The 12,543-nt window shown below is 61.7% G+C and carries 14 protein-coding genes and 3 pseudogenes; 14 read left to right on the forward strand and 3 right to left on the reverse strand.

Translation table 11 applies throughout. The features are described 5' to 3' along the window. The first annotated feature begins 125 nt into the window (after window positions 1–125). Together ppk2 and V5F63_RS25925 are read left to right on the forward strand one after the other, a co-directional pair. A complete protein-coding gene (gene ppk2 / locus V5F63_RS25920) occupies window positions 126–896 on the forward strand; it encodes a polyphosphate kinase 2 (protein ID WP_394015568.1) in 771 nt (256 codons plus the stop codon). A gap of 210 nt (window positions 897–1,106) precedes the next feature. Further along, window positions 1,107–1,331 (forward strand): hypothetical protein, encoded by a 225-nt coding sequence (locus V5F63_RS25925; protein ID WP_213375315.1) that lies wholly within the window; start codon window positions 1,107–1,109, stop codon window positions 1,329–1,331. Between the two features lie 490 nt (window positions 1,332–1,821). Here V5F63_RS25925 and V5F63_RS25930 read toward each other — a convergent pair whose 3' ends face one another. Continuing rightward, complete coding sequence (locus V5F63_RS25930) at window positions 1,822–2,679, reverse strand: zinc-binding dehydrogenase (protein WP_394071849.1); 858 nt, start codon at window positions 2,677–2,679, stop codon at window positions 1,822–1,824. Between V5F63_RS25930 and V5F63_RS25935 the strand changes: the two are divergent. From V5F63_RS25935 to V5F63_RS25985, 11 genes and pseudogenes are all read left to right on the forward strand, one after another. Beyond that, window positions 2,593–2,787 (forward strand): annotated as a pseudogene (locus tag V5F63_RS25935) (YeeE/YedE family protein); the annotation flags it as partial. The gene V5F63_RS25930 and the pseudogene V5F63_RS25935 sit on opposite strands and share 87 nt — an antisense overlap. Continuing rightward, on the forward strand, window positions 2,784–3,200 hold the full coding sequence (locus V5F63_RS25940; RefSeq protein WP_394015578.1) for a YeeE/YedE family protein: 417 nt from the start codon (window positions 2,784–2,786) through the stop codon (window positions 3,198–3,200). The pseudogene V5F63_RS25935 and the gene V5F63_RS25940, both read left to right, overlap by 4 nt. After that, window positions 3,197–3,973 (forward strand): sulfite exporter TauE/SafE family protein, encoded by a 777-nt coding sequence (locus tag V5F63_RS25945; protein WP_394015579.1) that lies wholly within the window; start codon window positions 3,197–3,199, stop codon window positions 3,971–3,973. The genes V5F63_RS25940 and V5F63_RS25945 overlap by 4 nt, the downstream gene beginning before the upstream one ends. Window positions 3,974–4,205: 232 nt before the next feature. Further along, on the forward strand, window positions 4,206–4,565 hold the full coding sequence (locus V5F63_RS25950; RefSeq protein WP_394015580.1) for a hypothetical protein: 360 nt from the start codon (window positions 4,206–4,208) through the stop codon (window positions 4,563–4,565). 270 nt (window positions 4,566–4,835) lie between these two features. Continuing rightward, entirely contained in the window at window positions 4,836–6,149 is a 1,314-nt protein-coding gene (locus V5F63_RS25955; protein ID WP_394015651.1) for a multicopper oxidase family protein, read from the forward strand. A 28-nt stretch (window positions 6,150–6,177) separates the two neighbouring features. Next, window positions 6,178–6,621, forward strand: coding sequence for a DUF411 domain-containing protein (locus V5F63_RS25960; RefSeq protein ID WP_394015581.1), 444 nt, complete (start codon window positions 6,178–6,180; stop codon window positions 6,619–6,621). A gap of 16 nt (window positions 6,622–6,637) precedes the next feature. Next, window positions 6,638–7,255 carry a DsbE family thiol:disulfide interchange protein gene (locus V5F63_RS25965; protein WP_394015582.1) on the forward strand — a complete coding sequence of 206 codons (618 nt, stop codon included), beginning with the start codon at window positions 6,638–6,640 and terminating at the stop codon, window positions 7,253–7,255. Further along, window positions 7,252–7,815: a TlpA family protein disulfide reductase gene (locus V5F63_RS25970; RefSeq protein ID WP_394015583.1), complete on the forward strand. Its 564-nt coding sequence runs from the start codon at window positions 7,252–7,254 to the stop codon at window positions 7,813–7,815. The genes V5F63_RS25965 and V5F63_RS25970 overlap by 4 nt, the downstream gene beginning before the upstream one ends. A gap of 341 nt (window positions 7,816–8,156) precedes the next feature. Further along, window positions 8,157–8,846, forward strand: coding sequence for an SCO family protein (locus V5F63_RS25975; protein ID WP_394015584.1), 690 nt, complete (start codon window positions 8,157–8,159; stop codon window positions 8,844–8,846). 95 nt (window positions 8,847–8,941) lie between these two features. After that, window positions 8,942–9,106 (forward strand): annotated as a pseudogene (locus V5F63_RS25980) (SAM-dependent methyltransferase); the annotation flags it as partial. Window positions 9,107–9,203: 97 nt separating this feature from the next. Beyond that, on the forward strand, window positions 9,204–9,884 hold the full coding sequence (locus V5F63_RS25985) for a class I SAM-dependent methyltransferase (protein WP_394015585.1): 681 nt from the start codon (window positions 9,204–9,206) through the stop codon (window positions 9,882–9,884). A gap of 396 nt (window positions 9,885–10,280) precedes the next feature. On the opposite strand, the gene V5F63_RS25990 is transcribed toward V5F63_RS25985, so the two are convergent. Continuing rightward, window positions 10,281–10,709, reverse strand: coding sequence for a MerR family transcriptional regulator (locus tag V5F63_RS25990; RefSeq protein ID WP_394015586.1), 429 nt, complete (start codon window positions 10,707–10,709; stop codon window positions 10,281–10,283). Window positions 10,710–10,784: 75 nt separating this feature from the next. Between V5F63_RS25990 and V5F63_RS25995 the strand changes: the two genes are divergently transcribed. Further along, complete coding sequence (locus V5F63_RS25995) at window positions 10,785–12,158, forward strand: phenylacetate--CoA ligase family protein (protein WP_394015587.1); 1,374 nt, start codon at window positions 10,785–10,787, stop codon at window positions 12,156–12,158. A gap of 85 nt (window positions 12,159–12,243) precedes the next feature. On the opposite strand, the pseudogene V5F63_RS26000 reads toward V5F63_RS25995, so the two are convergent. Next, window positions 12,244–12,534 (reverse strand): annotated as a pseudogene (locus V5F63_RS26000) (hypothetical protein); the annotation flags it as partial. Window positions 12,535–12,543 lie beyond the last annotated feature (9 nt).

Consider the following 12,543-nt stretch of genomic DNA (forward strand, 5'->3'; position numbering starts at 1 on the left):
CCGACTGAGTAGGATCGGCCCCCGGTGAACGCCTGTCTAGGTTGGCAGGCGGCTGCGCTTTCGTACCGTTGAATTGCAACCGACGATACTTCGGAATGCAACAAACTTCATGACAGGAATTCCAGATGGGCAAGAAAGAAAAACACGAAGCCACCAGACAAGCACTTCACGAACTCCAGGTGGAGCTGGCGGGCCTTCAGAAGCACCTCATCAAATCCAGCAAGAAGGTTCTCGTGATCTTCGAAGGACGGGACGCCTCCGGCAAGGATGGAACGATCAAGCGAATCGTTGAGCATCTCAGCCCGCGCGAGACGCGGGTGGTCGCACTGGGCAAACCGTCCGACCGAGACCAGAAGTCTTGGTATTTCCAACGTTGGGTGCCGCATCTGCCGGCAGGCGGGGAGATCGTGCTGTTCAACCGCAGTTGGTACAATCGCGCCGGGGTCGAGCGGGTAATGGGCTTCTGCAGCAACGAGGAATATGACGAGTTCCTCATGACGGCCCCGCTGTTCGAGCAGCTGCTCGCCCATTGTGGCGTCACCATCCTCAAATACTATTTGGATATCTCGCGAACCGAACAGAAGCGCCGGCTGAAGGATCGCCGCGACGATCCGCTCAAGCAGTGGAAGCTGAGCCCGATCGACGATACAGCGACAAAGCACTGGGACGATTATAGTGTAGCCCGGAACGAGATGCTGGCCCGTACGCACACGCCATTTGCGCCCTGGACCGTCGTGCGCGCGGACGACAAGTCAGAGGCACGGCTTAATGTCATCCGAGATTTCCTGACGCGCTTCGACTTCGACGGTAAGGACCGCGCTCGCGACCTCCCCGACCCCAATCTCGTATTCTTGTACGACAAGGCGGCGGTTACGAACGGCCTTATCTCGGAGTAATTAGTCCAGCATAGAACTTGCCATCTTACGATGAAATCGTCGCACGTTAGGTCGGCATGGCTGCTGAGACATGTCAATTGGTGGTGTTGACACGAGAAGTATCTGGCTTTGCGTGTTGCCGCGACGAGCCTGGACGGAGGGCTCGCCCCTTCGCAGATTCTTGTATCTCAGGTTGTGAATTCACGCAGCAAAAGTGCTAAGGACATTCTAATGATGGACCAACCCTATATGATGATTGGCTATTGGTCGGCTTGGCACTGGATCGCTTTCGTCTTGTTTGTCACGCTGCTGCTTTACCCCGTCGGACGCATTCTCGCTCGAATTGGATTCTCGCCACTTTGGTCGATCGTTGCGCTCGTGCCTCTGGCCAACTTGGTGGGTCTCTGGATTGTTGCGTTGCAGGAATGGCCGCGGGATAGGTCTGGATCGCGCTGACGCGCGACCCCTGTCGCTCAAAAGGCCTTGGGGGCCCGAATGCCGCTTGGCGGGAAGTCGAGTTCGGCACTCCGGCGTTTGCCAGGCAGTCCGGTCCTTCGAGTGACGATGTATTGGTTGAGGTAAGTGTGCCGCTGCGACGGAATTGACTGAGATCAAACGCCAGTCACATCGGTGTCGTAGCATGCAAGCCCTGCCGAGAGATTGGAGAGGACGGATGAAACAGTCGGTTCGGCCCTTCGTGGTTGAGATCAAGCGGAACCGGAAATTCTCCGCGAAAATTGAAGCTGGGCTCCACAACTCTTCGAACGGTAAGGGTGACCACCGATATCAGGGCGAAGATGGTGTCGTGTCACCCCGGGGATCGAAGGGTGAAGAACTGCTTTCCTCCCGAGACATCTTGAGGCTTCCGAATGTTTTAGAAAAGCGCTTGGTTAAGGACCAGTAGTTCGTCGCAGCAGTGTATCGGCAACGAGTGGCGCTTCAGGCGCTACGGAGTAATGGCAACCTTCAACACCCCGTCACGCTGATGGGAGAAGAGGTCATAGGCATTCTCGATGTCGTCGAGCTTGTAGCGGTGGGTGATCAGCGGCGTCAGATCGACCCTTCCGGAAGCGATCACGTCCATGAGCCGCCGCATCCGCTCCTTGCCACCCGGACACAGCGCCGTGACGATCTTGTGATCACCTAGCCCAGCAACGAAGGCCCCAAGCGGGATCCGAAGGTCGGTCGAGTAGACGCCAAGGCTCGACAGCGTGCCGCCCGGCCGCAGCACGCGCAGCGCAGCCTCGAAGGTTGCCTGCGTCCCGAGGGCCTCGATCGCAACATCAACCCCGCGCCCGTCCGTGATCCTCATGATCTCCTCGACAGGGTCAGCTTTCTTGAAATCGATGATGAAGTCCGCGCCGAGCATGCGCGACACGGCCATTCGTTCGGCGATCGCATCGACGGCGATGATCATCGTGGCGCCTCTCAATTTGGCGCCGGCGGTGGCACAAAGGCCGATCGGCCCTTGAGCGAAAACCACGACGCTATCGCCGATGCGAATGTCTCCGTTCTCCGCGCCGACGAAGCCTGTAGACATGATGTCCGGGCACATCAGAACCTGTTCGTCGGTCAAGCCTTCGGGTACGAGACTCAAATTGACCATGGCATCAGGAACGCACACGAACTCGGCCTGACAGCCATCGATCGTGTTGCCGAATTTCCAACCGCCCGCCGGCTTCCACCCGTGCTTGGTGCCTGCCCCGTCCTGCGAGTGATAACCGCCTCGATGCCGACCATCGTGATCGCTGGGCTGCTTGTCGGCTTCGGTACGCGTATGGGATCCGGCTGCACCAGCGGCCACGGCGTCCTTGGCCTTGCAGGCTTCTCACGCCGATCAATGGCAGCGGTCGCCGCCTTCCTTTTGGCCGGGATCCTTACGGTCACATCGATGCGGATGGCGGGGCTATGACGAATCGCATTTCGCAAGGCGCAGTTGCGCTCGGCACCGGGGCAGTCTTTGGCATTGGCCTCTCATTATCGGGGATGCTCGATCCAGCTCGCGTGCAGGGCTTCCTAGATGTGTTCGGAGCCTGGGATCCCAGCCTTGCCTTCGTACTTGGTGGCGCGATCGCCGTCGCCATGATCGGGATGACGATCAAGCGCCGCATGGCGCGTCCGATGCTGGATACGGTCTTTCATCTTCCGATCGCGACGAAGATCGACGCGCGCCTGGTCATTGGCTCCGCGATCTTCGGGGTCGGCTGGGGCCTGGCGGGTCTTTGCCCCGGCCCGGCGCTGTCAGCCCTGTCACTCGGCCTCATGCCGGTCGTAGCCTTCGTCGTTGCCATGGTGATCGGCATGGTCGTTCATGAATCGGCGTGAGCGAGGCCGTGTTTCTTGCCCTTGGTACGGGCGCGCTGATCGGCTTCACCCTTGGCTTGATTGGCGGGGGTGGTTCGATCCTGGCAACACCGTTGCTGCTATATGTCGTCGGTGTCTCCAATCCACATGTGGCAATCGGGACGGGCGCGCTCGCCGTCTCAGTGAACGCCTATATCAATCTGATCGTCCACGCCCGAAATGGGCATATCTGGTGGCGCTGCGCGATCCTGTTCGCTTTGGTCGGGACGATCGGCGCCCTTGCCGGATCGACGCTCGGAAAGGCGATCGACGGCCAGCATTTGCTGTTCCTGTTCGGCCTACTGATGATGGTGGTCGGCGCTCTGATGCTTCGTCCGCGCAAGAACGAAGGTGGTAGTCCGCGTCGCGTCGATTGGCGCATGTGCACGGTGACGGGCATAGTTGCTCTGATTGCTGGCGGCGTCTCCGTTTTCTTCGGCATCGGCGGGGGCTTCCTGATCGTCCCTGGACTGATCCTTGCCACCGGAATGCCGACGATCTCGGCAATTGGTTCCTCTCTGTTGGCGGTTGGCACCTTCGGCTTGGCGACGGCGATCAACTATGCAGCGACCGGCTTGGTGGATTGGACGATTGCGACCGAGTTCATCGTGGGCGGAATTGCCGGCGGTGCGATTGGAACGTTTGCCTCGACGTATCTTGCGTCTCGCAAGGATCTGCTCAATCGGATTTTCGCCGGGCTGATCTTCGTCGTTGCTGCCTATGTGATATACCGCAGTTCGGGGTCCGTGGGATGATACAGGGAGCACCGAACGAATTCCTTGGCGAAAGCTCGGATGATGATGGGTGGAGGGATGATGTGGGGCATGAGCCTCATTGGAATCATCGGCATCGCCGTGTTGGTGCTCGCTAGATACTGTTCTTACGGTGTCCACTGCACCAGGGGCCGCAACCCGTCCGGCGTCCCATCGTCGCATTCTATGAGTCTGGCTTGTTTTCGGCACAGTTTGGGGCGATGCTAAGACTGCCATGAAACTTTGGTCGGCCCGACAGCTCGTTGCCCTATTCCTCGCGGTCTTTGTCACCGTGGGGACGAGCCTGTCCGCCGCCCAGGCCAGCGACATGACCGTGAAGATGGCAATGGCATTCGACATGGGCGGTTCCGGGCACGACCCCTGTCAGGGCTGCCCAGCGGGCGGCGGCGACGATGGCATGAAGGCCATCTCCTGCGCGGCCATCTGCGTAGCACCCATGCTGGCGGTGCTCCCGCTAGCCGAGCCGGTGATGCTGGTCCACAAGACCGTGTCATTCATGGCGCGATACCCGCTGCTTAACGGCAAGGCATCGCCGCCCGAACCATACCCTCCGAGACCCATCGAGATCGGTTGACGCTGCGGCTCTCGCGTTCAGGCGATGAGCCGAGTGAACGAGCGCGTCCGCGCGTCTTCTGCCGCGCGCATTGAGCCCATCGGATGTCATCAGCAATCGAAGGCCGACGCGTTCCGTCATCGACGATGAACGGAGGGGTCGAACGTGAGTATCGAATTCAGTTATCCCGTGTCGCGTCGAAGCTTGCTCGGGGCCGGCGCCGGTCTTCTATTGACCACAGCGTTACGGTCGTTGCCGGCGAGGGCCGCAGTGCCTGTCGATCATCGCATCATGGCGGCGCCAACCCGCGCGCGTCTTGCCGGCGAAGGCCACCCGGAAACCGATGTCTGGGCCTATAACAACACCGTGCCGGGTCCGATTGTGCGCCTGCGGCAGGGAGAGCCGGCGCGGATCATCGTCGAGAACCATCTCGACCAGGACACCACTGTCCACTGGCACGGCATAAGGCTGCCGAATGCCATGGATGGCGTGCCCGGTCTGACGCAGCCGCCGATCAAACCTGGCGAGAGCTTTACATACGAGTTCACGCCACCCGATGCGGGGACTTTCTGGTATCACCCGCACGCTAACAGCTTGGAGCAGCTCGGCCGTGGGCTCGCCGGGGCAATCATCGTCGAAGAGCGCGAGACCGTCCCGGTCGACCGCGATCTTCTCTGGCTCCTGGCCGACTGGCGGCTGACCTCGGGGGGTGAGATCGCCTCAGGATTTGGCAACCGGATGGAAGCGGCTATGTCCGGCCGGGTCGGCAATACGGTCACACTGAGTGGTCAGGTTTCGGAGGAGGAGCCGATCCGGGCCGGCGAGCGCATTCGCCTCCGCCTCGTCAATGGTTCGCTCGCTCGCGTCATGGCCCTGCGCTTCGAGGGGCACCGGCCAGTGATCGTGGCGATCGACGGTCAGCCCTGCGACCCGCACGAGCCCGAGGGCGGCCGGATCTTGCTCGGCCCTGCCATGCGTATCGACGTCGCGCTCGACATGCAGGGCGAGCCGGGGCGCCGCTACCGCGTCATCGACGATTTCTACGACGGCTTGTCCTACTGGGTGACGCAGCTCGCCTACGGAGAGAAGCCGCCCATTCGCGAGCATCCCCCTGACGCGCCGCTCAGCCTTCTACGCAATCCCCTAGCGGAGCCCGATCTCGCCAATGCGGATCGCCACGAGCTGACGCTCCAGGGCGGCATGATGGGGGGCGGCGCCATGACCGGCATGGGCGGGATGATGGGTGGGATGATGGGCATGGGCGGCGGTGCCGCCTGGGCCATCAACGGCATGTCGATGACCGGCGACGGCCATGCCGGCATGGAGCCCGCCCTCACATTCCAGCGCGGGCACAGCGTCGTGCTGGTTCTGCGCAACGAAACCGCTTGGTGGCACCCGATGCACTTTCACGGCCACAGCTTTCGGGTGCTCAGCCGGAACGGCGTTCGGGTGCCGCACCGGCAATGGCAGGACACGGTCCTGATGGCGCCGAGGGATGCCGTCGAGGTCGCCTTTGTCGCCGACAATCCGGGCGACTGGATGCTGCATTGCCACGTCATCGACCACCAGATGGCCGGCATGATGACCGTGCTGCGCGTGGCCTGAATTCGAACCAGACGAAGGGAACCCACCCATGCAACGACGAACTTTTCTGCTCGGAAGCGCCGCCATTCTACTGCTGCCGATGCCGTCGATCGCGGACACCGGCATTCGGGCAACTCTCTACAAGAACCCCCAATGTAGCTGTTGCGAGGGATACGCGGACTATCTGCGCCAGAACGGTTTTCAGGTGGACGTGAAGCCGACCAATGACCTCGCGGAGATCAGCCGCAAGGCCGGGGTGCCGACGGAGCTCGAAGGCTGCCATACGATGTTCGTCGACGGCTACGTGATCGACGGCCATGTTCCGGTGAACATTGTTCGCAGGCTGCTCACCCAGAAGCCGGCGATCGACGGCATCACGCTGCCGGGAATGCCGATGGGCTCGCCGGGGATGGTGGGCACAAAGACCGAGAAGTTCGTGATCTATGCCGTGACTAAGGACGGCAAGGCTCCGACCGTCTACGCGACGGAATGACTGGGAGGTCGCTTCGATGACTGGCAGCACTACCACGGAGCATGCAACCACAGCCGTGGAGCAGCCGGCCGCAGCTATCACGCGGCGTCGGCTGCTCTATTTTGCGCCGGTCGTCGGTTTCGGCGGCCTCGCCGCCGTGGTCGCCTCGCGGCTCGGCAGCGATCCCAGCCAGCTTCCGTCGGCCCTGATCGGCAAACCCGTGCCGGCCTTCAGCCTCCCGCCCGTCCAAGGCCGCACGATCGGCCTGTCGACCGGTGATCTCCGAGGCCAGGTCTCGCTCGTCAATGTCTTCGCGTCTTGGTGCGTCGCCTGCCGGGCTGAGCACCCGCTCTTCCTGCGCCTTGCGCAGGACCGGACGGTGCCGATCCACGGGCTCAACTTCAAGGACCGCCCCGAAGATGCGGCCGAGTGGCTGGATAGGTTTGGCGACCCCTACATCCGCACCGGTGCCGACCGGGACGGTCGCGTCGCGATCGACTGGGGTGTCTACGGCGTGCCGGAGACCTTCGTGGTCGGCGCCGACGGACGTATCGCCCACAAGCAGATTGGTCCGGTCACTGAGCAGGCTTTGACTGAGACGATCCTTCCGCTCGTCGATCGTCTGCGCCAGCAGGCGAAGGGGGGCACGTCATGAGACGGCCCGTCCTCGCCATTGTCGCGATTTTCGCAATGGCGGGGCCGGTGCTCGCCGGTCCGCCCCAGAATTTCGTGTTGCGCGATGTGCCGGCCCCCGTGCCGGAGCTCCGGTTCACGGACGGCGAAGGCAACCCTCAGACGCTCGCCGACTTCCGCGGCAAAGTGGTGCTCCTTAATCTCTGGGCGACCTGGTGTTCGCCCTGCCGGAAGGAGATGCCGACGCTCGACCGGCTGCAGGCGACACTCGGCGGGCCAGATTTCGAGGTGCTCGCCTTGTCGATCGACCGCGGCGGGATCGAGGTTGTGAAGAAATTTTACGCCGACATCGGCATCCAGCACCTTGCCATCCACATCGATCCTTCTAGCAAGGCTGGCTTCGCCCTTGCGACGGCTGGCCTACCGACGACGCTGCTTATCGACGCGCAAGGCCAGGAACTCGGGCGGCTGATCGGTCCAGCCGAATGGGACGCGCCGGACATGGCCGCATTCTTCAAATCGATCATCGACCGCCAAGAAAAGCATCCGTCTGCCCCACAACGAAGTGATCAACCGTTATGACCAGTATTGATGCCACTGACATGCCGACCGATCCCGAGTCTCAGTCGCGTCTAGGCGGGTTAAAACGTTTGCTGCGGGGCCGGCATGGACTCATTCTGCTCGGTGTCCTGGTGCTCGGTATCGGCGGGGCGTTCAATTGGAGCGGGCTCGTCGCAATCGGTGCCGCTCCGCTGCTGCTGAGCGCGCTTCCTTGCGTCGCGATGTGCGCGCTCGGTCTTTGTACGAGCCGGGTGAATGGTTCGTCTAAGGGGACCGGAGGAGCGCAAACGCCCGATGGCCAGGGCAAGGCTAGCAGTTCCTGCGGTGCGCACGCCACGGGCGTCCCTCCAAGGTGAATCGCCATGCGTCTCCTGCATTTCTCAGTGCTCATAATCGCCTTGTTGATGGCGAGCGTTGCGCCGGTCCTGGCCCACTCCCTTGAAGAGGTCGATCAGGATCTGCGCGACAAAGACAAATACTTCCAGTCGGTCGACAGCGAGGCGCCAGGATTCATCTTGCAGGATGCCGATGGTCGCGTCGTCAGCCTCGCCAGCCTGCGCCGCAAGGTCGTAGTGTTGAATTTCATTTACGCGAATTGCCCGGACGTGTGCCCGCTCCACGCCGAGCGGATGGCCGAGCTCCAGACGATGATCAACCAGACGCCGATGAAGGCAATGGTCGAGTTTGTTACCATCACGACGGATCCGAAGCGTGACACCGGCGAGGTCCTGCGCGGTTACGGCAATGCCCACGGCCTCGATCCTATTAATTGGATGTTCCTGACGGCCGCCCCCGATCAGCCCGAGGACAGTACGCGCAAGATCGCCGAGGCCTACGGTCTCAAGTTCACGCAAGGCGATGACGGCATGCAGATGCACGGCATCGTCACTCATGTCATCGACCAGGATGGTCGGCTTCGTGCCCGCTTCCATGGCCTGAAGTTCGAGCCGGTCAATCTGGTGATCTTTGTCAACGCGCTCACAAACCGGGCGCAAAAACCTCACGGACATCCGAGTTCAGGCTTCTGGGATAAGCTGAAAGGACTGTTTTGATGCCCACGAGCGCAAGTTTTGCAACGAAAAGCGACGGGCGGAATCACTGATGCGGCGGAGGCTGCGAGCATCAGCACGGCTTAGGAAGCGGCGTGATGAGCCTTTACAACGACGTCATACTGCAGAGGCTTTGTGATCTCGCGATGCGTAACCAGCGGCTGCGACCTTATCGCGAGCGGGTGATCGGCGCGGCGGAAGGCAGGGTGCTCGAGGTTGGTGTCGGCTCGGGGCTTAACCTGCCTTTCTATCTTCCGGCCGTGTGAAATCCTGGCGCTCAAGGGCCGATGCCCCGCAACCAAATCGCTTGATCCTGTAGCGACTACAGGAAGTAGCATCCTTACGCTGAGGAGAGATGCGATGACGTCGAGCCGTTCTGAAAGCGAAGTTGCACCATTTACGCCTGCGGCGGGCTTCCATTGGCTGACGCCATTCTATGATTTCGGCGTCGCGGTCTTGACCCGAGAGAGCCACTGGCGGAACCGCTTGGTGGCGCAGGTGGGACCGTCGCCGGACGACGTGATCGCCGATCTTGGATGTGGCACAGGATCGCTGCTCGTGAAGCTGGGGACGGCTGCCCGAGGGGTGAAGCTGGTCGGCATCGATCCGGATCCGACCGTGTTGGATCGGGCGCGTGCGAAGACCGGGCGTGCGGGAGTTGCGGTGGATCTGGTTCAAGGATTCGCACGCGACGCCAGTTCATTGCTGCGCGGTCGGGCGGTGACGAAGATCGTGTCCAGCCTTGTATTCCACCAAGTCGCATTGTCGGAAAAGTCGGCGGCGCTCGGCGCTGCGTATGAGGCTCTGTCTCCAGGCGGCGAGCTCCATATCGCCGATTATGGCCTTCAACGCACAAAGCTGATGCGGAGGCTTTTCCGCGCCACCGTACAAAATCTCGACGGGACCGAGAATACCGAGCCACAGGCACGGGGCGTGTTGCCGGAGCTGATCCGTTCGGCCGGTTTTTCCGAGGTGGTCGAGCTCGAGGTTGTCTTTGCCTCGACCGGATCGATTTCCCTGATCCGAGCTTTGCGTCTGTAATTTCGCGCGCGTCAGGCCGGCCGGGTTGGCGGCCGCCTTGCTGGCCCTGGCCTTGATCAGATGACAAAGTTCTTGGCGGTCGCCACGCTATCGAACGGCGATCGGGTCACTTGTTGCGCTGTTTTTGATCGGAGTTTGGGCGTCAACGAGGGCGTGTCGTTCGGATTGTTCGCCAACGGTTCATCGGCATCGTCGTGCTGTCAGCGGTCTGGTCTGACGTGCCGGCAACGTCTGGGAGTCCGTAACCCTGGGAGCATCATCGGCGGCGCCGTAAGCAATATCGCGGATCGCTCCGACTTGGAGCCGTCGTTGACTATCTCGACCTCCACGCCTGGGCTATCACTGGCAGCGTTCAATTTTGCCAATGCTGCACTGTGGTAGGCGCGATCCTGCTCGTCATGAGGAGTTTTGGCCGGGACGCGCGGCCAGCGAAACGTGATCGGCCATCACTTCGATGATCCGGCAGTCGGCGACCTTTCCGTTCGCGCAGGATCTGATCATGCGCGTTAGCTCGTCCTTCAAGCCCAGCAGCCGCGCGATGCGATCGTCGACCGCCGCGAGTTGATCTTGGGCGATCCGGCTGACTTCTTCACAGGAGGCATCGGGCATCTCCCGCAGCCCGAGCATCGTGCGAATTGTCGCGATCTCGAATCCAAGTTCGCGCGCGTGACGGATGAAGGCGAGCTGCTGGACGTCCGGTGTGCCGTATCGACGCCGCCCACTCTCCGTTCTGCCAGGCTTCGGCATCAGCCCGATCCGCTCGTAGTAGCGGATCGTCTCGATATTGACGCCTGTGCGTCGGGATAAGGCTCCGATCGCGATCATCGGGGGTTGCTCCTGTAGTGGCTACAGGTTGTACGTGTAGCAAGCGGCTGAAGGTGTGTGAACCTGGGAACGATCATGACCGAGCATGTGATAGGCCTGATCTGGGACGCCTGGCGCACACGAAGGAAGGGCTTCAGCGCAATCGCGCAACGCCAGCGCGCCCGTCTCGCCGACATGGTCACCCACGCCCGCGCCAACTCACCGTACTACCGTGAGCTGTACCGTGATCTGCCGGATCGGGTCGAACGCGCCGAGCAGCTTCCTGTTACCGACAAGAAGACGTTGATGGCTCGCTTCGATGACTGGTGTGTCGATCGACAGATAACCCTGGAACGGGCGCAAGCGTTCGCAGAAGATTCGACGCTTATCGGCGAGCGCTTCCTTGGCAAATACACCCTGCTGACGACATCGGGCACGACGGGAACGCGTGGCGTCTTCGTGGTCGATGACCGGAGCATGGCCGTCACTAGCGCGATGGCCTTTCGCATGCTGACGGCCTGGCTCGGTGCGGGGGATTTCATTCGGATCGTCGCGGGCGGAGGGAGCATGGCGATGGTCATGGCGACGGGCGGCCACCTCGCCTCCGCAGTGGCTGCGGCACGCCTAAAGACGAGCCGAGGCCGACGCCTCGAAGTGCTGTCGGTGCACATGCCTTTGCAAGAGCTCGTGACCCGGCTCAACCAGTTCCGACCGGTGCTCCTCGCGCCTTACGCGAGCATGGGTGCGCTACTTGCAAGCGAACAGGAAGGCGGCCGTCTGCACATCAATCCGGTGTTACTGGCGCTCTCCGCCGAAGGGCTGCCGGAAGGGGAGTACGATCGAATTGCCCGAGCATTTAAGGCAAAGGTCGGCAACAGCTACGCCGCTACCGAGTGCCCGTTCTTCAGCTACAGCTGCGAACATGGATGGTTGCACGTCAACAGCGACTGGGTGGTGTTTGAGCCGGTTGACGCGGGCCATCTGCCGGTGCCGCCAGGTGAGCCTTCCCATACGGTGCTCATCAGCAATCTCGCCAATCGAGTGCAGCCGATTTTGCGCTACGATCTGGGCGACAGTGTCTTGCAGCAGGCCGGACCTTGCCGGTGCGGCAATCCGCTGCCAGCCATCCGTGTGCAAGGGCGATCCTCGGAGGTCCTGACCTTCCGCACCGATGGCGGCGACCGAGTGACCATCGCACCCCTGGCCTTTTCCACGGTGGCGGATCGTACCCCTGGGCTTCAGATGTTTCAGATCGTGCAGACAGGCCCCACGAGCCTTCGCGTGCGCCTGCAAACACGTGGCGCTGATTCGGATCGTGTGTGGGAAACGGTGCAGGCCGGGATCAAACGCCTGCTTGCCGAACATGGCCTTGATCACGTCGCCGTGGAGCGCGCCGAGGAATCGCCGGAACAGTCCAAGGGCGGGAAGTTTAGGCAAGTTCTTCCGCTCGTGGACAGCGCCCGCTCGTAGGTCGCCTGTGGCAAGGAGGACGTGCGAGACAGTAGATGAAGAAGGACAGATCGGTGCCCCGAATTCCACGTGACAAGGGCACCCCGTCGTCGAGACCCTGTACGCCACCTTCCCCGAGCAACGTCTTCTGGATCGCCTTAGGCGTGGCACTGCGGCGCACGAACCGACGCGGATCGTAAAACAGCCGCACCGCTTCCGGGCCCGTCATGCAGATAGTCTTCCGCAGCAGAAGCCGCGTTTCCAACAGGTCCGATCGGTAGCGCCGACACCGGTTCGAGATGAACCTGTATGGATCTCCGGCAAGGGCGAGCGTCGAATCCAGGCCATCCGCTGGTCGTTGACTACGGTCGGCTGCCCTCGCCGTACCGAGTTTCAAACTGAGACA

Source organism: Xanthobacter wiegelii (genome assembly GCF_043193855.2).
GTDB lineage: Bacteria > Pseudomonadota > Alphaproteobacteria > Rhizobiales > Xanthobacteraceae > Xanthobacter > Xanthobacter flavus_A.